The 19600-nt window shown below is 38.8% G+C and carries 20 protein-coding genes and 1 tRNA gene; 5 read left to right on the forward strand and 16 right to left on the reverse strand.

Features of this window, described 5'->3' with window-relative positions; genetic code table 11:
- The coding region (locus V5N63_RS07455) for a transketolase C-terminal domain-containing protein (protein WP_332033445.1) at window positions 1-1274 on the forward strand (1274 nt) is incomplete at its 5' end.
- A gap of 45 nt (window positions 1275-1319) precedes the next feature.
- On the opposite strand, the gene V5N63_RS07460 is transcribed toward V5N63_RS07455, so the two are convergent.
- Window positions 1320-2666 carry an ammonium transporter gene (locus tag V5N63_RS07460; RefSeq protein WP_332033446.1) on the reverse strand — a complete coding sequence of 449 codons (1347 nt, stop codon included), beginning with the start codon at window positions 2664-2666 and terminating at the stop codon, window positions 1320-1322.
- A gap of 177 nt (window positions 2667-2843) precedes the next feature.
- Between V5N63_RS07460 and ligA the strand changes: the two genes are divergently transcribed.
- A complete protein-coding gene (gene ligA / locus V5N63_RS07465) occupies window positions 2844-4853 on the forward strand; it encodes an NAD-dependent DNA ligase LigA (protein ID WP_332033447.1) in 2010 nt (669 codons plus the stop codon).
- An 82-nt stretch (window positions 4854-4935) separates the two neighbouring features.
- Here the strand turns inward: ligA and V5N63_RS07470 are convergent.
- The 4 genes from V5N63_RS07470 to holA all read right to left on the reverse strand — a co-directional run bounded on the left by V5N63_RS07470 (window position 4936) and on the right by holA (window position 7739).
- Window positions 4936-5020, reverse strand: a tRNA-Ser gene (locus V5N63_RS07470).
- A 109-nt stretch (window positions 5021-5129) separates the two neighbouring features.
- Window positions 5130-5495, reverse strand: coding sequence for a fluoride efflux transporter CrcB (crcB, locus tag V5N63_RS07475; protein ID WP_332020796.1), 366 nt, complete (start codon window positions 5493-5495; stop codon window positions 5130-5132).
- Between the two features lie 17 nt (window positions 5496-5512).
- On the reverse strand, window positions 5513-6457 hold the full coding sequence (gene trxB / locus V5N63_RS07480) for a thioredoxin-disulfide reductase (RefSeq protein WP_332033448.1): 945 nt from the start codon (window positions 6455-6457) through the stop codon (window positions 5513-5515).
- 244 nt (window positions 6458-6701) lie between these two features.
- The gene (gene holA / locus V5N63_RS07485) at window positions 6702-7739 is read right to left on the reverse strand and encodes a DNA polymerase III subunit delta (RefSeq protein ID WP_332033449.1); all 1038 of its coding nucleotides are present in this window, start codon (window positions 7737-7739) and stop codon (window positions 6702-6704) included.
- 2 nt (window positions 7740-7741) lie between these two features.
- On the opposite strand from holA, the gene V5N63_RS07490 reads away from it, so the two are divergent.
- Genes V5N63_RS07490 through V5N63_RS07500 form a run of 3 tightly spaced genes read left to right on the forward strand, consistent with a single transcriptional unit; the run spans window position 7742 to window position 10106 of the window.
- Entirely contained in the window at window positions 7742-8176 is a 435-nt protein-coding gene (locus V5N63_RS07490) for a type I restriction enzyme HsdR N-terminal domain-containing protein (RefSeq protein WP_088468877.1), read from the forward strand.
- A gap of 9 nt (window positions 8177-8185) precedes the next feature.
- The gene (locus V5N63_RS07495) at window positions 8186-9472 is read left to right on the forward strand and encodes a Na+/H+ antiporter NhaC family protein (protein WP_332020057.1); all 1287 of its coding nucleotides are present in this window, start codon (window positions 8186-8188) and stop codon (window positions 9470-9472) included.
- A 10-nt stretch (window positions 9473-9482) separates the two neighbouring features.
- A complete protein-coding gene (locus V5N63_RS07500; RefSeq protein WP_332033450.1) occupies window positions 9483-10106 on the forward strand; it encodes an HAD family hydrolase in 624 nt (207 codons plus the stop codon).
- Here the strand turns inward: V5N63_RS07500 and V5N63_RS07505 are convergent.
- From V5N63_RS07505 to V5N63_RS07555, 11 genes are all read right to left on the reverse strand, one after another.
- Entirely contained in the window at window positions 10103-10462 is a 360-nt protein-coding gene (locus tag V5N63_RS07505) for a cupin domain-containing protein (protein ID WP_088468875.1), read from the reverse strand. The genes V5N63_RS07500 and V5N63_RS07505 overlap by 4 nt on opposite strands.
- Window positions 10463-10527: 65 nt before the next feature.
- Window positions 10528-10989 carry an Lrp/AsnC family transcriptional regulator gene (locus V5N63_RS07510; protein WP_088468874.1) on the reverse strand — a complete coding sequence of 154 codons (462 nt, stop codon included), beginning with the start codon at window positions 10987-10989 and terminating at the stop codon, window positions 10528-10530.
- A gap of 3 nt (window positions 10990-10992) precedes the next feature.
- Window positions 10993-12306: an argininosuccinate lyase gene (gene argH, locus V5N63_RS07515; protein WP_332033451.1), complete on the reverse strand. Its 1314-nt coding sequence runs from the start codon at window positions 12304-12306 to the stop codon at window positions 10993-10995.
- Window positions 12307-12309: 3 nt separating this feature from the next.
- Complete coding sequence (locus V5N63_RS07520) at window positions 12310-13362, reverse strand: M20 family metallo-hydrolase (protein ID WP_332033452.1); 1053 nt, start codon at window positions 13360-13362, stop codon at window positions 12310-12312.
- Window positions 13362-14150 (reverse strand): acetylglutamate kinase, encoded by a 789-nt coding sequence (gene argB, locus V5N63_RS07525; protein WP_332033453.1) that lies wholly within the window; start codon window positions 14148-14150, stop codon window positions 13362-13364. Before argB ends, V5N63_RS07520 begins: the two co-directional genes overlap by 1 nt.
- Before the next feature lies 1 nt (window position 14151).
- The gene (locus tag V5N63_RS07530; protein WP_332033454.1) at window positions 14152-15105 is read right to left on the reverse strand and encodes an acetylornithine carbamoyltransferase; all 954 of its coding nucleotides are present in this window, start codon (window positions 15103-15105) and stop codon (window positions 14152-14154) included.
- Window positions 15106-15108: 3 nt separating this feature from the next.
- A complete protein-coding gene (locus V5N63_RS07535; protein ID WP_332033455.1) occupies window positions 15109-16248 on the reverse strand; it encodes an aspartate aminotransferase family protein in 1140 nt (379 codons plus the stop codon).
- A 2-nt stretch (window positions 16249-16250) separates the two neighbouring features.
- Window positions 16251-17225, reverse strand: a complete 975-nt coding sequence (gene argC / locus V5N63_RS07540; RefSeq protein ID WP_332033456.1) for an N-acetyl-gamma-glutamyl-phosphate reductase — start codon at window positions 17223-17225, stop codon at window positions 16251-16253.
- A gap of 1 nt (window position 17226) precedes the next feature.
- Window positions 17227-18417, reverse strand: coding sequence for an argininosuccinate synthase (gene argG, locus V5N63_RS07545; RefSeq protein ID WP_332033457.1), 1191 nt, complete (start codon window positions 18415-18417; stop codon window positions 17227-17229).
- The gene (locus V5N63_RS07550; RefSeq protein WP_179285914.1) at window positions 18405-19040 is read right to left on the reverse strand and encodes an N-acetyltransferase; all 636 of its coding nucleotides are present in this window, start codon (window positions 19038-19040) and stop codon (window positions 18405-18407) included. The genes argG and V5N63_RS07550 overlap by 13 nt, the downstream gene beginning before the upstream one ends.
- Before the next feature lie 207 nt (window positions 19041-19247).
- On the reverse strand, window positions 19248-19600 hold a 353-nt coding region (locus V5N63_RS07555; protein ID WP_332033458.1), incomplete at its 5' end, for a CoA-transferase.

Raw genomic sequence — 19600 nt, forward strand, 5'->3', positions numbered from 1 at the left:
TTTACAGAGATGAGGATGATCTGGCAAAACACCGTGCAAAAGATCCGGGAAAGATTTTAAGAAACAGATTAATCGAAGACGGCATCAGCGAAGATCTTTTGAACAAGATTGAAAAAAACGCCAGGACAGAAGCGGAATACGCATTTCAAAAGGCAATTTCAGCTGAAGATCCGAAACCGGAAACTGTTACAGACCACATTTTTGCTCCGACCCCGATTACTGAAGAATCCGGCGAAAGAGAACCGAAAGGTCAGGAAAAAATTGTTATGGTTGATGCGGCCATCCATGCCATTCAGGAAATTATGTGGAAACATCCTGAGGCATTGCTTTACGGGCAGGATGTAGGAGAAAGAATCGGTGGCGTATTTCGCGAAGCAGTAACTTTAGGCAAGAAATTCGGTAATAAAAGAGTTTTCAATACCGCGATTCAGGAAGCATATATTATCGGATCCACTGTTGGGATGAGTGCTGTTGGCCTAAAACCTATTGTCGAAGTACAGTTTGCCGACTATATTTATCCCGGAATTAACCAACTCATTACAGAGATTTCAAAATCAAATTATTTATCTAACGGAAAATTTCCGGTGAGCAATATCATCCGCGTTCCCATTGGCGCTTATGGTGGTGGCGGACCTTATCACAGCGGAAGTGTAGAAAGCATTCTCGCCAATATCAAAGGAATCAAAATCGCTTATCCGAGCAACGCTGCAGATTTCAAAGGTTTGCTGAAAGCCGCTTATTATGATCCCAATCCTGTGGTAATGCTGGAACATAAAGGGCTTTACTGGAGCAAAGTTCCGGGAACCGAAGATGCGAAAACCATTGAGCCTGCGGAAGATTACGTTTTACCATTCGGGAAAGCCAATATCCTTTTAGAAGCCGATAAAACCGAAACCGAAAAAGGCCGAACCATGGTCATTATCACCTACGGAATGGGCGTTTACTGGGCAAAAGAAGCCGCAGCAAATTTCCCAGGCATAGTAGAAATTATCGACCTGAGAACCTTAATTCCACTCGATGAAAAATTAGTATTCGAAAGAGTAAAAATCCATAGCAAATGCTTGGTTCTTACCGAAGAGCAGCTCAATAATTCTTTTGCTGAAGCTTTTGCACACCGAATTTCCAAAAACTGTTTCAGAAATCTGGATACTCCGGTAGAAACGCTAGGTTCGCTCAATTTACCTGCCGTTCCGATCAATTTGGTCCTTGAAAAAGAAATGCTGCCGAATGCAGAAAAGGTTTCTGAGAAAATAAAGGAAATGTTAAGTCATTAAATTATTAAAAGCACCGAGATTGAAACGGTGCTTTTTTCATTAAAATTAAAAACAATTGGATTCATCGTGCTGAGAAAGATCAAGTCCGAGGTGCTCTGATTCTTCTGATACCCTTAGTGGAATGATGAAATCGGTGATTTTGTAAAGCAGCATAGCTCCAAAAAATGTGAACACCGAAACCAGAACCAAAGCCAGCATGTGATGGCCAAAAACCGACCAGCCGCCATGCAGCAGACTTGCATTTTCGCCATGCGCAAAAATTGCGGTAAGAATCATTCCCATAATTCCTCCTACGCCATGACAGGCAAAGACATCCAAAGTGTCGTCTATTTTTTTGAGTTTTTTCCAGTGCATCATTGAATTAGAAACTATTGCAGAGATAAACCCGATGAACAGACTTTCAGCAATTGTTACAAATCCCGCAGCTGGGGTAATTGCTACCAAACCGACAACCGCACCAATGGAAGCGCCTAAGGCAGAGACTTTTCTTCCATTAATTCGATCAAAAAATATCCAGGTGATCATTGCGGAAGCCGAAGCAATGGTGGTGGTACCAAAAGCCATCGCAGCAGTTGCATTAGCCGCTAAAGCAGAACCAGCATTGAAACCAAACCAACCAAACCAAAGCATTCCAGTTCCTAATAAAACAAATGGAATATTCGAAGGTTGATGATGTGGATTTTTTCTTCGTCCCAAAACAATTGCGCCGGCAAGTGCTGCGAAACCTGCACTCATGTGAACTACCGTTCCTCCGGCGAAATCTTTTACTCCGAAAAATTTATTCAGCAAACCTTCCGGATGCCAAACCATGTGGCAAAGTGGCGTATATATAAACAAACTGAAGAGAACCATAAATAATAGATAGGAAATAAAACGAACCCTTTCAGCAAACGAACCAGTGATTAAAGCCGGCGTAATTACCGCAAATTTCATTTGAAACAATGCGAACAAAATAAAAGGAATTGTGGGCGCCATTAAATGATGCGGAAGTGTACCTACCCCACTGAAAAAAGGGTAACTCAAAGGATTTCCGATGATTCCGTAATGAATGCCATGGAAAGTGAAACCTAAACTTTCACCAAAGGAAAGACTGAAACCAACAGCCACCCAAAGAATGGAAATTACACCCAGTGCAATAAAACTCTGCAACATGGTGGAAATCACGTTTTTGCTACCCACCATTCCGCCATAGAAAAACGAAAGGCCGGGAGTCATCAACAAAACCAAACCTGCTGCGGCTAAAATCCAGGCAACATCGGCGCCTACGATTTGGTCTTCGCTGAGGAATTCGCCGGAGTTTGGGACAGGAATTTCAGTTTTCCATAATAATGCCGCGATTGAAATCATTGTAATTACAACAAAAGAAGCAATCCATCTTTTCTCAATTTTCATAGTTTTTTATTTTTACCCCTGCTAAATTAGTATTTATTTTTAAAATAAATACATTTTACAAACACAACCCTTATAAAAATTAGGAGTAAATTTAATTTTATCTGTTTTTATTTAAAATAAGCTATTGAAGTTATTGTTTCTATAGAATTAGTATTTTTGTAAAAATCTACCTTCAAAATGTCGGAAAATATTCAAAAAAAAATAGAAGATCTTCGCAAAGAACTTCATCAACATAACTATAATTATTACACCTTAGATGAACCTACAATTTCAGATTTCGAATTCGATCTGAAACTGAAAGAACTTCAGGAGCTGGAAGAAAAACACCCGGAATTTTACGACAGTAACTCTCCTACTTCACGTGTTGGCGGCGAAATCACCAAAAATTTTCCGACTGTTCAGCATCAGTTCCGGATGTATTCCCTTGATAATTCTTACGATTTCAATGATCTGGAAGACTGGGAAAAACGCGTTCAGAAAGCCTTAAATGAGCCTGTAGAGTTTGTCGCAGAACTGAAATACGACGGCGCTTCGATTTCAATCTTATACGAAAACGGAAAACTTAAAGAAGCCGTAACCCGTGGCGACGGTTTTCAGGGTGATGAAATTACTCCAAACGTAAAAACAATTTCAGAAATTCCGATGCAGCTTCACGGTGATTATCCGGATCGGTTTTTCATCCGGGGCGAAATTTATTTAACGAGAAAAAATTTCGATAAAATCAACAAAAGACGCGAGGAAGAAGGTCTGGATCCCTTCATGAATCCGAGAAATACAGCTTCCGGAAGTCTGAAAATTCAGGATTCTGCAGAAGTGAGAAAACGCGGACTTTCAGCGGTTCTTTATCAGTATATATCAAGTGAATTTCCGGCAAAAACACACTGGGAGCTGCTTCAGAAAGCAAAATCGTGGGGTTTCCATATTTCAGAACAGGCAAAACTTTGTAAAACACTGGATGAAGTTAAAACATTCATCACGCACTGGGATACCGCAAGGCATCAGTTAGGCTTCGATATCGACGGCATTGTGATAAAGGTAAACGATTTGTCGCAGCAGAGGACTTTAGGCTATACTGCAAAATCGCCCCGTTGGGCAATGGCACATAAATTCAAAGCCGAAAAAGTAGAGACAGAATTGCAATCCGTAACTTATCAGGTCGGAAGAACCGGCGCAATAACTCCGGTCGCCAATCTGAAACCTGTTTTATTGGCAGGAACTGTGGTGAAAAGGGCGAGTTTGCACAACGAAGACATCATCAAAAAATTGGGTCTCCACGAACATGATTTTGTATTTGTGGAAAAAGGCGGTGAGATTATTCCAAAGATTGTCGGCGTTAATTTAGAGAAAAGAGATCCTGAAAATCCGGAAATTCAATACATCAAAACTTGCCCTGAATGTGGAACTGAACTGGTGAAAATTGAAGATCAAGCGATACATTTTTGTCCGAACGAGTTGCATTGTCCGCCACAGGTTGTCGGTCGAATGATACATTATGTATCGAGAAAAGCTTTAAATATTGAAAATCTTGGTAGCGAAACCATCGAACAATTGTATCGCGAAAAACTGGTAGAAAATCCTGCAGATTTCTATGCATTAACAAAGGAGCAGCTTCTTCCGCTGGAACGCATGGCTGAAAAATCTGCCCAGAATATTATTTCCGGCATCGAAAAGTCAAAAGAAATACCTTTCGAGAAAGTCCTTTACGGCATTGGAATTAAGCACGTCGGAGAAACGGTAGCCAAAAAACTGGCAAAAAATTTTGAATCGATTGATGAACTGAAAAAAGCTACAGCCGCAGAACTGATTCAAGTAGAAGATATCGGCGGAAAAATTGCAGACAGTATTATTGCTTTCTTCCAAAATCCCGAAAATATTTTGATGATTGAAAGATTGAAATCTTACGGAGTTCAACTGCAAAAAGGCGAAAACACGAATGAGGTTTTAAGCAATGTTCTGGAAAACAAAACTTTTCTATTCACAGGAAAACTATCACTTTTCACACGCGACGATGCTGAAGCAATGGTTGAAAAACACGGCGGGAAAAACATTTCTGCGGTTTCTAAAAACCTTAATTATCTTGTTGTTGGTGAAAAAGCCGGAAGTAAACTTAAAAAAGCCCAGGACATCGGTACCATCGAAATTCTTGATGAGCAGCAATTTCTGGATTTGCTGGGAACACCATCCTAAAAACTAAAATAAAAATCAAATAAAAAACCCTTTAAAACTTACGTCTTAAAGGGTTTTAATGTAAACCGTGAAATTTACAAGGCGGAGGAACAGGGATTCGAACCCCGGGACCTGTTACAGTCAACAGTTTTCAAGACTGCCGCAATCGACCACTCTGCCATTCCTCCAGTAAAATGATTTCTCATTTTCAGTGGTGCAAATATAAAAAGCTTTTCTATACCGACCAAATATTTCTTTGAAAAATATCTTAAAAACCTAATATTCAAAGGGAAAAATTTAATTCTTAGCAATATTTAATCCTAAATAAACTGCGCCAAATCCCACAATTACACTCAAAAGAATATAACAAATCAGCATGGTATAATTTTCATTTTCCCAAAGCGAAATATTTTCCGCCGAAAAGGTAGAAAATGTGGTAAATCCGCCGCAAAAACCTGTGATCAAAAGAAACTTCAGGTAACTATCGATCTTAATGAAATAAGAACTGAAGACTCCGATCAAGAAACAACCAATAATGTTTACCACAAAAGTTCCCATCGGAAAAGAGTTGATGTTCCATAATTTCTGGGTGTAATTGGAAACAACAAAGCGCAAAACGCTTCCGAAACCACCGCCAAGAAATATATAGACCAAGTTTCTCATCCTTTTTTAAAAGTATTTTACTGTGCTAATTCTGCCAGATATTTTTCTGCATCCATGGCAGCCATACAACCACTTCCTGCTGCAGTAATCGCCTGGCGATATCTGTGATCCTGAACATCGCCCGCTGCGAAAACTCCTGGCAAATTGGTCAAGGTAGAACCTGGAACTGTTTTAATGTATCCGTTTTCATCCAAATGGATTTGGCCTGCAAAAATATCCGTGTTCGGTTTGTGTCCGATTGCGATAAAAATTCCGTGCACGTCTATTTTTGAAATTTCCTGAGTTTGATTATTGATCACCAATGCTCTTTCTACCAGAGCATTTTCGCCTTCAATACCGATTAGTTCGTGGTTGAATTTCACTTCGATGTTCGGTGTGTTTTCTACCCTGTGAATCATCGCCTTCGAGGCGCGGAAGGTATCTTTTCTTACCAACATCGTAACTTTATTCGTGAGTTTCGCAAGATATGTAGCTTCTTCAGCAGCGGTATCGCCCGCTCCTACCACGATTACATCTTTACCTTTGTAGAAAAATCCGTCGCAGGTTGCACACGCCGAAACGCCTCCTCCTGAATATTTTTTTTCATCATCAAGACCTAAATATTTTGCCGTAGCACCTGTGGAAATAATTACAGATTTTGCCAAAATCTCTTTATTGCCGGCCCAGAGTTTATGAATCCCGCCTACTTCTGTAGAAAATTCTGCTTTTGTGATGAGTTCGTAATGAACTTTTGTATCGAATCTTTCTGCCTGTTTCTGCAGATCCATCATCATTTGTGGACCTGTAACTCCGTCGGGATAGCCCGGGAAATTATCGACTTCTGTGGTTGTGGTTAATTGTCCGCCAGGTTCAAGGCCGGTGTATAATTCGGGTTTCAAATCGGCTCTTGCGGCATAAATTGCTGCGGTAAATCCGGAAGGTCCGGAACCTACGATCACGCAGTCTAAAATATTCTGTTCCATTATTTACTTAATGTTTATGATTTTGAATTTTCAAAAATCGTTATTTATTTTGGGTTGAAGTATATGTTATGATATATTTTTTCAATTGCAGAAATCTGGTGTATTATTATTTTAAATTCTTCTGTAATGATTATCTGCTTTTTGTTTTAAAAAATATCCCGCGACCCGACCTGAGTGGAGCTCTTTTTGCGTAACAAAGTGAAGCAAAAAAGCGGGAACGGAGGGCGGAAACAGTCGCCCAAAATCACACTTTCACCTTTAAGCGGTCCACATGCAGAATTTTGTATACCATTTCTCGCAGCAACTCGCTTTCTTCCATATTTACGGCGCCTAAACCTTTGTTTTTCAGGTCCATTTCGCGCAGTATGGAGATAATTCTCGTACAGTGTTTGAGGTTGTAAAAACGTGCAGCTTCAGTATAACTTTTGACAAAATAAGGGTTTACGCCCATTGCGGATGCCATCGCCTGCTGCGATTGTCCTGCCATGGTGTGGCAAATCACCAGATTCGAAAAAAAGTTATATAAATTACCGATTACCATTGGGAACGAATTGTTTTTTGGCGATTTCCCCATGAAATGTGCGATCCGCAGCGCGTTGCTTTCATCTTTTTTACCAAGAGCTTTGATGAGTTCGAAAACATTAAAATCTTTGCTGATTCCGATGTGGGTTTCGATGATTTTTTCGTCGAGAAGTTCATCGTTTTTCAGAATCATTTTGAGTTTACTGAGTTCGTTGGAAATCCTTGACAAATCGGTTCCGAGGTATTCGGAGAGTAATAAAGGAATATCTGGTTTTGTTTTCAGACCGACATTGCGAAGCTCCTGCTCGATCCATTTCGGGACTTCATAATCCTTCATTTTCGGACTTTCGAAAAGCATCTTGTTTTTGGAAAGTATCTTGGCAAAACTTTTCCGCGAATCAACTTTTTTATATTTGTGAGCGATGACCAAAAGTGTAGATTCTACAGGATTTTCTGCATAAATTTTTAAAGCATCTGCTTCTTTTTCTGTCATGCGGATTTCCTGAGCTTCTTTAAGGATAATTACCTGCCTGTCGCCCATCATCGGAAACTGTCGGCCCAGAGAAAGTACCTCGCTGAAGGTAGTATCTTTGCCATAAACCACCGTTTGGTTGAAAGCTTTTTCGTCTTCTTCCAGAACGTCGTTTTCAAAAGCTTTTACAGCCATATCCATAAAAAAAGGTTCTTCGCCATGAAAAAAATAAATCGGCTGAAACTCTTTATTTTTAATATTTTTGAGGATTAAATCTAATTCTTTCATAAATGCAACTTCCGGAACTGAATTTTGAGGATACTTTTGATTTGCAAATCAAGAGAGACAAAGATAAGTTTTTTATTTATGATTTGGTCCGGAAAAACTGGCTTCTCCTTACGCCTGAAGAATGGGTAAGGCAACATTGGGTGCATTATTTTCATGTAAAAAAACGCCGTAATCTCTCGTCGCTTATTTTAGAAAAAAAGCTGGAACTTAACGGAACCACCAAGCGAATCGATCTTTTGGTAACCGAAAAAACTGTCCCCAAAATCTTGGTCGAATGTAAAGCTCCCAAAATAAAGCTTACCCAAAAAACTTTCGAACAGACCGCAAGATACAATTCCATTATCGGGGCTGAAGAAATTATTCTGAGTAACGGTTTGCATCACGTGTATGCGAAATTTTCAGACAATCATTATGTGTTTTCGCGTTTTGAAGAGTAATTTTGCATCATGATTAAACTTAACCCGAATCTCGTAGCAATTTTTCCGCTTCTGATTTTCGTTTTTGTATTTCTTGGTTTCGGGATTTACTACGATGATTTTTACTCGCTGCCTTCGCCCATTGCTGCTCTATTAGGAATCACCTCAGCATTTGTACTTTTAAAAGGCAGCATCAACAGCAAAGTTGATACATTCCTGAAAGGCTGCGGCGACGGGAAAATCCTCACAATGTGTATAATTTACCTTCTGGCAGGAGCTTTTGCAACGGTAACAGCCGCCACCGGAAGTGTAGATTCTATCGTTAATCTCGGACTCACCTACATTTCACCCGCATATTTTCCTGTGGGAGTTTTTGTTATTGCTTCGTTTCTTTCTTTTGCGTCGGGAACTTCAGTGGGCTCCATTGTTACTTTAGGTCCGATTGTGATTGCTTTGGCTGAAAAAAGCGGCTCACCTTTAGGGTTAATTGGTGCGTGTCTTCTTTCCGGTGCCATGTTTGGCGATAATCTTTCCCTCATTTCGGACACCACGATTGCCGCTACGCAAACTTTAGGCTGCCAGATGAAAGACAAATTCCGTTTTAACTCGAAAATCGCGATTCCTGCAGCGGTTGCAGCCATTATCATTTTAACGGTAATGGGCTTCAGTCAGGAAAACACAGCTGCTGCAGCCGCCACAGCAAAAGACTTTAATCTGATGTTGGTTCTGCCCTATATTTTGGTAATTGTGCTTTCTTTATTGGGTTTAAATGTATTTGTAGTACTGTTCGCAGGGCTTATTTTTGCGGGACTTCTGGGTTTCGGTTACGAAAGTTTCGATTTTCTTGGTTTCGCAAAGAAAACTTACGAAGGCTTTACCAGCATGACCGAAATTTTCCTGCTCTCGCTTCTTACAGGCGGTTTAGCCGCGTTGGTTGAAAAAGCCGGTGGAATTTCGTTTCTTATCGCAAAAATCAGCAAAGTCATCAGTTCAAAAAAAACAGCATTACTGGGAATCGGTGGATTGGTAACAGCAGCAAATCTTTGTGTCGCCAACAACACGATTTCAATTATTATCTCCGGGAAAGTTGCAAAAGAAATCAACGATAAATATGGTTTGAAACCCCAGCAAAGCGCGTCGGTACTTGATATTTTTTCTTGTTATGTACAGGGACTGATTCCTTACGGCGCGCAGATTCTTATTCTGATTTCTCTCAGCAGTTTTAAAATGAATTATGTCGAACTCGTACAGTATTCATTTTATCTCCACATTCTCTTAATTTTCACACTGATCAGTATTCTGTTTGGTAAAAAGTAATCAACAAAAAATGCAGCAAAATTTAACGATAAAAAATATTATTTTCGATTTTGGAGGAGTGGTGATGGACTGGAATCCTCGCTATTTCTTCGAAGATTATTTCAATGATGATGAGCGGATGGAATATTTCCTGAAATACATTGCTCACGATGAATGGAATGCCGAGCAGGACCGCGGAAGAAGTTTATCAGAAGGAACCGAAATACAGGTTCAGAAATTTCCCGAATGGGAAAAGGAACTCCGTGCTTATTACGACAACTGGACCAGGATGCTGAGAGCAGATATCCCTGAAAATGTAGAAGTTTTAAGAAAATTGCAGCATTCGGATTATGAATTGTTCGGGCTCACGAACTGGTCGGCCGAAACCTTCCCTTACGCACTCGAAAATTATGATTTCTTCGACATTTTCGAAGGTAAAATTGTTGTTTCAGGTACTGAGAAACTCATTAAACCCGATCCGAAAATCTGGCAAGTACTCCTCGAAAGGTATAATCTGAAGGCTGAAGAATCTGTTTTCATCGACGATAATCCGAAAAATATTGAAGTCGCAAAATCTTTAGGATTCGCAACTGTACACATTATCGAAGAAATCAACCTGGAAAAAGAATTGAAGAGTTTGGGTTTGATATTTTAATCTTCACGGTTCACCAACTCCATCGAAAAAGCTGGCAGACAAATGGCGAGATATTCGCACGATTCTGAAAACGGATTGCTGTAACGGATTCGGGCACCTTTATTAATTTTTATACTTTCTCCGGCTTCCAGGACAACGATTTCACCGTCAATTTCAAACTGTTTTTTACCTTTGATGATGTAAGTATATTCATCAAATTCGGGCGTTTGATGCGGCTCGCTCCAGTTCGGCGGCGCCACCATGTGCGCAATGGAAACATCAGTATTTCCGGTAGAATTTCCCCAGATTTCCTCAATTAGTTTGCCATCGGTGGTTGGGACAATAAACGGATTTTTCTGAATTTTATATTTCGACATGATGAATTTTTTGAGAGTTTAATGTATTCAAAATTAAAGAAAAAAATCAGGAAATTTTTCTGATTTTAAAAAGTAAATTTGGTGTCATTTTTTATCACCGAAAGCACAATATTGCTGTGATACTGGCCGATGTTAGGGATATTTGCCACTACCGTCGTCATAAAATTATTGTATTCCTTGATGTTTTTGGCAACCACTTTAATCATATAATCGTACTGCCCGGAAAGACTCACCACTTCCAGAACCTGAGGTTCAGACTTTATTTTCCGTTCGAATTCCTGAAGTTTATTGTTCGACTGCTCTTTCAAAACTATATTACAGTACGCCATAATTTCAAATCCGGCGAGTTCAGCGTCAATCAGCACCACATTTTTTCGGATGATGCCGTGATGTTTGAGGGATTTTATTCTTTCATAAGTCGCGGTGAAAGAAAGTCCGATTTTTTCCGCCAAATCTTTCACGGAAACGGTGGAATCTTCCTGCAGGAAATTGAGAATTTTGTGGTCTGTACTGTCTAAAGTTTTCATAAATTATTTAAATTTCTGGAAGATTTCTTCAAACTGAGCAGAAATCTCATCGAGGCACAAATTCCCAATACTTCCTTTGTGGGTGTGCTTTAAATCATCGTTCCGGTAATGATAAGTACCGTTTTCGATGGAATTTCCGACCTCGCGGTAGGCTTCCCGAAAACTCGCCCCATTCATTACCAACTCATTGATTTTTTCGACGCTGAAAAGATAATCATATTTTTCGTCCTTTAAAATATCTTCTTTCACATTGATATGTTTCAGCATGAATTCAAAAATACTTAAACAATCTTTTAAATCCTGAATTCCAGGGAAAATAATTTCTTTGGTCAGTTGAAAATCTCTGTGGTAACCGGATGGAAGGTTATTCGTAAGCAGCGTCAATTCATTCGGAATACTTTGGATTCGTGCAGATTTTGCCCGGATCAATTCAAAAACATCAGGATTTTTTTTGTGAGGCATAATACTGCTTCCGGTCGTAAGTTCCGACGGAAAGCTGATGAAACCGTAATTCTGATTGCTGAACATGCAGATATCGTAGGCCAATTTTCCAAAAGTTGCTGCCAAAGTACTCATCGCCATCGCCGTGATTTTCTCTGATTTTCCGCGGGTCATTTGCGCATAAACGGAATTGATGTTCATTTTTTCAAGATTCAATTCTTTGGTCGTAAATTCTCTGTCAAGCGGAAAAGAAGAACCAAAACCAGCACCCGAACCCAAAGGATTTTTTTGAACCACCGATAAAGCCGCTGCCAAAACCTCCAAATCTTCCGATAAAGATTCTGCAAAAGCGCTGAACCAAAGCCCTAATGAAGAAGGCATTCCGATCTGAAAATGCGTATAACCGGGCATTAAGGCGGATTTATGCGTTTCTGAAAGAGAAATTAATTGGTCAAATAAATTTTTTGAAAGTTGCGCAATCGATTTAATTTCCGCTGCTAAATATAATTTTATTGCCAATAAAACTTGGTCGTTTCGTGATCTTCCGGTATGGATTTTTTTGCCGGCATCGCCTAATTTTTCCGTTAAATTAAACTCAATTTGGCTATGAATATCCTCTACTCCATCTTTAATAAATAGCTGATTTTCTTTGGCCAAAATATACATTTCATCCAATTCTTTTTGAATGGATTCATTCTCTTCCTCTGTCAGAAATCCGATTTTCGTGAGCATTTTACAGTGCGCTTTCGTCCCGACAATGTCGTATTGAGCCAATAAAACATCGAAATCTTTATCTTTACCAACGGTAAATTTTTCAATGATTTCTAAGTGTTTTAGATTCGCGGAATCTTTTGCCCACAATTTTTTATTTTCCATTTTTTAGAGAATATGAGAGAGAATTTTAATATATTTTTCGATGCCTTCGTTGAGTTCTTTTTCGTAAATAAATTCATCCGCGGTATGAGAACGCGTGGAATCTCCGGGACCAATTTTCACCGAATTGAAAGGCATTAACGCTTGATCTGAAACCGTTGGCGAGCCGTAAAGTTCGCAGTTTTCTTTCTTCGCTGCCAACACGAAAGGATGATCCAAATTAATACTTGAAGAATTCAAAGCCAAAGATCTGGGCTGAATTTCGGACTCCAATTCATTTCTGAAAATCTCCACAATTTCTGAATTTGAATAATGCTCGTTCGTCCGTACATCCACCGTAAAATGACACTGATCCGGAACCACATTATGCTGCGATCCGGCATTGACAATTGTTACCGTTGCTTTTACTTTTCCCAAAACATCAGAAACCTTATCAAAACTTAAATTCTGAATTCTCTGAATATCGCGAACCGCTTTATAAATCGAATTATCGTTATTGATATGAGCCGCATGAGAAGCCGTTCCTTTCGCCACACAATTCAAAACCACCAAGCCTCTTTCAGCAATCGCCAAATCCATTTTCGTAGGTTCGCCCACAATCGCGAAATCAATTTTTCCTAAATCTTCAAGAATCGATTTCACTCCGTTTTCGCCGGAAATTTCTTCTTCTGCCGTCGCTGCGTAAATCAAATTGTACTTGAGTTTCTGATCATAAAAATGTGTGAAAACCGCCCATAAACTCACCAAACTTGCACCCGCATCATTGCTTCCTAAACCGAAAATTTTTCCGTCTTTTTCAACAGCTTTAAACGGATCCAATGTGTACGCCGAATTGGGCTTTACCGTGTCGTGGTGAGAATTCAGCAGAATTGTTGGCAAACTATTATCGAAATAAAGATTTTTTGCCCAGATATTATTTCCTTTTCTCTGAAACGGAATATTCTTTTCGCTTAAATATTTTTCAATAATTAATGCCGTAATTTTCTCTTCTCTACTTAAAGAAGGCGTTTCGATGAGTTGCTTCAAAAAATTTTTGGCGTCTTTTTTTAAAATTTCCATTAATGTAAACTGATGTTTGTTCCCGGTTTTTCCTGATTAAAATAACTTTGTAGCGCATCACTTCTTAGAATTCTTGCTTCTTCCACACCATGATACAACGCTCTGAAAGCCGTTTGCAACTTAGGTATCATTCCATCGGCGATTTGTTTGGTTTCTTTCATTTGCGTAAAATCAGCTTTAGAAATTTCTTCAATAACTGAATTTTCATCGGCAATATCTTTTAAAACTCCATTTTTTTCAAAACAATAAATGAGATGCGTTTTATAAGTAGCCGACATTGATTTTGCAATTTCCGCGGCCATTACATCTGCATTGGTATTCAAAAGTTCGCTTTCTTCACTTATGCTGATCGAATTGACAACCGGAATGATATTTTTAGAAATAAAATCATCAAAAACCATTTCATCAACCTTCACAATATCGCCCACAAAACCATAATTAATGATAGAAGCATCTCTTTTTTTTGAAACAATACAGTTCAAATCAGCGCCGGAAAGTCCGATTGCTACACGATTTTTTGACGATAAACCCGCAACAATATTTTTATTAATCAAACCCGCGTAAACCATTGTGCAAAGTTCCAAAGTTTCCGCAGAAGTGATGCGTCGTCCTTCCACCATTTGTTGTGGAATCTGCAGTTTTTGGGCGAGTTCTGTTACTTTTTTTCCGCCACCGTGAACCAAAATTATTTTTTTTCCCGATGTTGCAATTGTTTTTAAACAAATCTTCAGCGTTTCAGGATTATTAATGGTTTCGCCACCAATTTTTATGATGAATAAATCTTCCATTTTACAACGAATTTTCGAGAATTTTCTTGATGATTAATTGCGCAGAAAGCGTTCTGTTATTGGCTTGTTGATAAATTAAAGAGTTGGCAGAATCCAAAACCGCATCGCTCATTTCCAGATTTCTACGAACCGGAAGACAGTGCATGAATTTCGTTTCCGGATTGGTTTTTAAAAATTCTTCACCCAAAAGCCAATTTCCTTTTACTTCAGGCATTGCGCCATAATCATCAAATGACGACCAGTTTTTCACATACACAAAATCCGCATCCTTTAACGCTTCTTCCTGATTGTGATATACTTTTACATCACCCGTAAATTCTTTGCTTAAATCATAAACTTCCGGATTTGCGATACAAAAATCGACTTCCGAAGCGTTCATCCATTCCGCGAAAGAGTTCCCAACTGCTTGTGGAAGCGCTTTGATATGTGGTGCCCAAGATAAAACTACTTTCGGTTTCTGAGGTTTTTGCCAGTTTTCACGAATCGTAATTAAATCCGCAAAGCTCTGCAAAGGGTGTCGTGTAGCGGATTCTAGAGAAATTACCGGAACTGTTGCGTATTTGATGAATGAATTCAAAACGAACTCGCTGTAATCTTCGTCACGATCTTTTAAACCCGGAAAACAACGCAAACCGATAACGTCGCAATATTCGCTTAAAACTTTAGCTGCATCTTTGATGTGTTCAACCGTAGAGCCGTTCATCACTGCATTTTCTGCGAATTCCCAGTTCCAAGCATCTTGTCCGGCGTTGATGACCTGAACCTGCATTCCGAGGTTCATTCCAGCTTTTTGACTGCTCATTCTCGTTCTTAAACTTGGGTTTAGAAAGACCAATCCTAGCGTTTTATTTTTCCCTAAATCACTGAAACCATAAAGATTTTTTTTAAGTTCCAATGATTCCTGAACGAGGATTTCGGGATTTGATATATCGTGTACTGAAGTGAAATTTTTCATTTTTTAAATTGAATTTAAGACTGATTGAAGAGAAGAAATTAAATAATCCATTTCAGGATAAGAAATAGTAAGTGGCGGCAAAAGCCTCATCGTTAAAGGATTTGAAGCGCTTCCGACAAAAATTTTAAACTCTTCCCTTAATATTTTGGAAACTTGTGAAGCCGGAATTTCAAAATCGATTCCGATTAAAAGACCTTTTCCGCGGATTTCCTTGACCCGTGGAATTTCATTTAATTTTTGGACTAAATATTTTCCTTTTTGAAGAGATTCTTCAACTAGATTTTCATTAGAAATAATCTCTAAAACCGCGATTGCAGCTGCACAAGCCAAATGATTTCCACCAAAAGTAGTTCCAAGCATTTTGTGTTTTGCAGGAATTTTCGACGAAACCAAAACGCCACCGATTGGAAAACCGTTTGCCATTCCTTTTGCGGTCGTAATGATGTCAGGCTTTACGTTGAAATACTGATGAGCAAAGAATTTTCCGCTTCGCGCGTAACCCGACTGAATTTCATCTGAAATAAAGAAAACCGAATTTTCAACGCACAATTCGGAGATCTTCGACATCAATTCTTGAGAAGGAATCTGAATTCCGCCAATTCCCTGAATTCCTTCAATAATAACTCCAGCTAAATCCTGAATATTTTCAAAAAAGAGCTTTTCAAATTCCTCCACATTATTCCATTCACAAAAAATAAAATTTGAAGTTTCGTTTACTGGAGCCACAATCGAAGGATCGTCAGTCGCTGCGACTGCCGCGGAAGTTCGTCCGTGAAAAGAATTTTTGAACGTAATGAATTTCTTTTTCCCTGAAATAAAAGATGCATTTTTCAGGGCATTTTCATTCGCTTCCGCGCCTGAATTACACAAAAAAAGATTGTAATCTTCATATTCTGAGATTTTTCCGAGCTTTTCGGCCAATTCTTCCTGCAATTTATTGATCACAGAATTGGAATAAAAACCAATTTTATCGAGCTGATTTTTAATTTTTCCCACATAAAAAGGATGCGAATGGCCAACAGAAATCACCGCGTGACCGCCATAAAAATCGAGATATTCGGTTCCGTTTTCGTCCCAAAGTTTACAGTTTTCTGCCTTCACAATATTTACGGGCATCAAAGGATATACATCAAATAATTTCATGATTAAAAAACAGAAGGTTTAAGATTTAATCCAGCTTTTTCATCAAAACCGAACATCAAATTCATATTTTGGATGGCTTGTCCGGAAGCGCCTTTCAACAGATTATCAATCGCCACGTGAATTGCCAGATTTTTCCCGACTTTTTCGATATAAACCACCGCTTTATTGGTGTTTACGACTTGTTTCAGATCAATCGGACTTGCGGAAACGAAAACGAATTTTGAATATTTATAAGCATATTTATAAATTTCCTCGATTTCTGCCTGAGAAAGATTGCTTTCCATCATTAATGAAACGAAAATTCCACGGGTAAAATCACCTCTCCATGGGATGAAATTAATTTCCGTTTTGGTTTCAGAAATCAGTGAAATGCTTTTCTCAATTTCTGCGATATGTTGATGCGTAAAGGTTTTATAAGGAGAAATATTATCATTTCGCCAATTGAAATTCAGCGATTGGTGCAAAGCTTTTCCAGCTCCGGTAGAACCAGTGATTCCTACGCATTGTATTTTTTCAATTTTTTCTTGCTTTAAAATCGGTAAAATTCCAAACTGAATCGCTGTCGCAAAACAGCCCGGATTGGCGATATACGAAGCTTTTGCAATTTTTTCTTTGTTAAATTCCGAAAGTCCATAGATGAATTTTTTATCATTCCATTCTTCATCCACACGAAAATCATTTCCCAAATCGATAATTTTAGTTTCGGGAGCAATTCGTTTTTCGTTTTCGATAAGCCAGTTTTTGCTTTCGCCATGCGGAAGACAAAGGAAAATCATATCGGCGGGTTGCGCCAGATTTTCAAATTTTAAAGTTGTTTCCCCGAACAAATCTTTATGAACATCAGAAACAAATTCGCCCTGAAGACTTTGACTCGTCACGAAAGAAATCTCTACATTCGGGTGATAAAGCAAGATTCGAATTAATTCGCCTGCTGTAAAACCTGTTCCGCCTACAATTCCTACTTTTATTTTTTCCATGTTAATTCTTGTTGTTTACCTGATGATAAATGCTTAGCGCATTCGAATAAATTTTGGAGAAACCTTTTACATCAGATTCCGTCCAGGTTTTGTTCATTTCTCCGTAAGAACCGAATTTTGAAGACATTAAATCGTTTTCCGATTCCACTCCGATCAGTGAAAAATGATAAGTTTTAAGTAAAATTTTCACAATTCCATTCACGGTTTTCTGTGAAGACTCGAAAAGCGTTTCAATATCCTGCATCACCGGATCGAGGACCAAACCATCGTGCAGATAATTCCCGTAGGAAAGACTCAGCTGATCTTTAATGAAAAGTTGGCTTTTGGTTAAGGTGTGTTTTTCCAGCAAATGATGGGCTTTCAGAATAATTAAAGGCGCTGCTGCTTCAAAACTCACACGACCTTTGATTCCGATAATTGTGTCGCCAACGTGGGTGTCGCGGCCGATGGCAAAAGCTTGCGCAATTTCCTGAATGAACTGAATCGCCTCAATCGGTTTAGAAAATTCTTGACCATTCACCGCTTTGATTTCGCCTTTTTCGAAAGTAATGCTCATTTCTTCCGGTTCAGTTTTTGAAATTTGCGTTGGAAAGGCCGTTTCCGGTAGTGACAGGTTTGAAGTTAAGGTTTCTTTTCCACCTACAGATGTTCCCCAAAGACCTTTATTGATCGAATATTGCGATTTTTCAAAATTGATTTCAAAACCATTTTCTTTTAAAAATTCTATTTCTTCATTTCTGGAAAGTTTCAGATCACGAATCGGCGTGATGATTTCAATTTCGGGCAAAAGAATCTGAAAAATACTGTCAAATCTCACCTGATCATTTCCCGCACCCGTACTTCCGTGAGCGATGGCTTTTGCACCAATTTTTTTAGCATAATTTGCAATCGCTGTTGCTTGAAAAACTCTTTCAGAACTTACGGAAAGCGGATAAGTATTATTTTTTAAAACATTTCCGAAAATTAAATATTTGATGCATTTTTGATAATAATTCTCCGCATCATCGATTACATGGAAAGATTTTACACCTAAATGATAAGCGCGCTCTTCCGTTTTTTTTATTTCTTCTTCAGAAAATCCACCAAGATTGACCATCACCGCATGCACTTCTAATTGTTTCACTTTCGAAAGATAAACGGCACAAAAAGAAGTATCGAGTCCGCCACTGTAAGCTAAAACTACTTTTTCCATAACATTGTTCTTATTTTTTTGAATTTTGAAAATAACTTCTGGTCATCTTCAGTTTCGGTTTTTTTAATATTTTCAGGTTCTTTCACTTCATTGGGATTATACAGCATTGCGGTACAAAGGCAATTTTTGCGCTCTTTGCTTTTTAGAATCTCAAAATTCACGCAGCTTTGGCATCCGCTCCAGAACACATCATCCTGGGTAAGTTCTGAGTAAGTAACAGGTTTGTACCCTAAACTGCTGTTGATTTTCATCACTGCAAGACCTGTTGTAAGACCAAAAAGTTTTGCGTTGGGATATTTTTTGCGTGAGTAGTGAAAAATAAACTCCTTTATTTTCCTTGCTAATCCTTCGTTCCTGAATTTTCTGGAAACAATTAATCCGGAATTGGCAACATAAGTTTTATTGCTCCACGTTTCGATATAGCAGAAACCCGCCCACTCGCCTTCCGGAGAGAATGCCATTACCGCTTTCCCTTCATTTATTTTCTCTTCGAGATAAGTTGCAGTACGTTTTGCAATACCGGTTCCGCGCTCTTTCGCAGATTCTTCGATCTCTTTCAAAATAGCCGGCACATATTTAAGGTCCTGAACCTTTGCAACTTTTACTGTAAATTTCGCATTCACTTGTACTTTTATCTAAATTAGATGGCAAAATTAGATATTTTTTGTTAAATTCAAAATATTTTTAGATATAATTTTTAAAAGATAAAGTTAAGCCTATTAAAAACATCTGTAAACACGTTAAATTTCAGATAAATAATCTGTTTCACAGAAGCACAAAAAAAATCCCTTTCAAAATTTGAAAGGGATTATATCGGTTGGGTATTTGATTTAAAACTGCATTTCCGGAATATCTCCTTCGATAATGAGTTCGGCGTCGGTTGCTTTGATGATATCTTCCACGGAAACTCCGGGAGCGCGCTCGAGAAGTTTAAAACCTTTTGGGGTAACATCCATCACGGCAAGTTCTGTAACTACTTTTTTCACACAGCCAACCCCGGTTAGCGGAAGTGTACATTTTTTAAGAATTTTGCTTTCGCCGGCTTTGTTCACGTGCATCATCGCTACAATAATATTCTCAGCTGAAGCAACCAAGTCCATTGCGCCACCCATGCCTTTGACCATTTTGCCGGGGATTTTCCAGTTGGCGATATCGCCGTTTTCTGAAACTTCCATGGCTCCAA

It is taken from the genome of Kaistella sp. (assembly GCF_032060305.1).
GTDB classification, from domain to species: domain Bacteria; phylum Bacteroidota; class Bacteroidia; order Flavobacteriales; family Weeksellaceae; genus Kaistella; species Kaistella yananensis.

Excerpts from the sequence above, each read along its gene's own strand:
- V5N63_RS07535 (WP_332033455.1), bottom strand. The coding sequence starts at position 16,248 with ATGAAATTATTTGATGTATATCCTTTGATGCCCGTAAATATTGTGAAG.
- crcB (WP_332020796.1), bottom strand. The coding sequence starts at position 5,495 with ATGAGAAACTTGGTCTATATATTTCTTGGCGGTGGTTTCGGAAGCGTT.
- argC (WP_332033456.1), bottom strand. The coding sequence starts at position 17,225 with ATGGAAAAAATAAAAGTAGGAATTGTAGGCGGAACAGGTTTTACAGCA.
- V5N63_RS07495 (WP_332020057.1), top strand. The coding sequence starts at position 8,186 with ATGATTAAACTTAACCCGAATCTCGTAGCAATTTTTCCGCTTCTGATT.
- holA (WP_332033449.1), bottom strand. The coding sequence starts at position 7,739 with ATGAAAGAATTAGATTTAATCCTCAAAAATATTAAAAATAAAGAGTTT.
- V5N63_RS07530 (WP_332033454.1), bottom strand. The coding sequence starts at position 15,105 with ATGAAAAATTTCACTTCAGTACACGATATATCAAATCCCGAAATCCTC.
- V5N63_RS07510 (WP_088468874.1), bottom strand. The coding sequence starts at position 10,989 with ATGAAAACTTTAGACAGTACAGACCACAAAATTCTCAATTTCCTGCAG.
- V5N63_RS07490 (WP_088468877.1), top strand. The coding sequence starts at position 7,742 with ATGCAACTTCCGGAACTGAATTTTGAGGATACTTTTGATTTGCAAATC.
- argB (WP_332033453.1), bottom strand. The coding sequence starts at position 14,150 with ATGGAAGATTTATTCATCATAAAAATTGGTGGCGAAACCATTAATAAT.
- V5N63_RS07500 (WP_332033450.1), top strand. The coding sequence starts at position 9,483 with ATGCAGCAAAATTTAACGATAAAAAATATTATTTTCGATTTTGGAGGA.
- argG (WP_332033457.1), bottom strand. The coding sequence starts at position 18,417 with ATGGAAAAAGTAGTTTTAGCTTACAGTGGCGGACTCGATACTTCTTTT.
- V5N63_RS07460 (WP_332033446.1), bottom strand. The coding sequence starts at position 2,666 with ATGAAAATTGAGAAAAGATGGATTGCTTCTTTTGTTGTAATTACAATG.
- argH (WP_332033451.1), bottom strand. The coding sequence starts at position 12,306 with ATGGAAAATAAAAAATTGTGGGCAAAAGATTCCGCGAATCTAAAACAC.
- V5N63_RS07520 (WP_332033452.1), bottom strand. The coding sequence starts at position 13,362 with ATGGAAATTTTAAAAAAAGACGCCAAAAATTTTTTGAAGCAACTCATC.
- ligA (WP_332033447.1), top strand. The coding sequence starts at position 2,844 with ATGTCGGAAAATATTCAAAAAAAAATAGAAGATCTTCGCAAAGAACTT.
- trxB (WP_332033448.1), bottom strand. The coding sequence starts at position 6,457 with ATGGAACAGAATATTTTAGACTGCGTGATCGTAGGTTCCGGACCTTCC.
- V5N63_RS07505 (WP_088468875.1), bottom strand. The coding sequence starts at position 10,462 with ATGTCGAAATATAAAATTCAGAAAAATCCGTTTATTGTCCCAACCACC.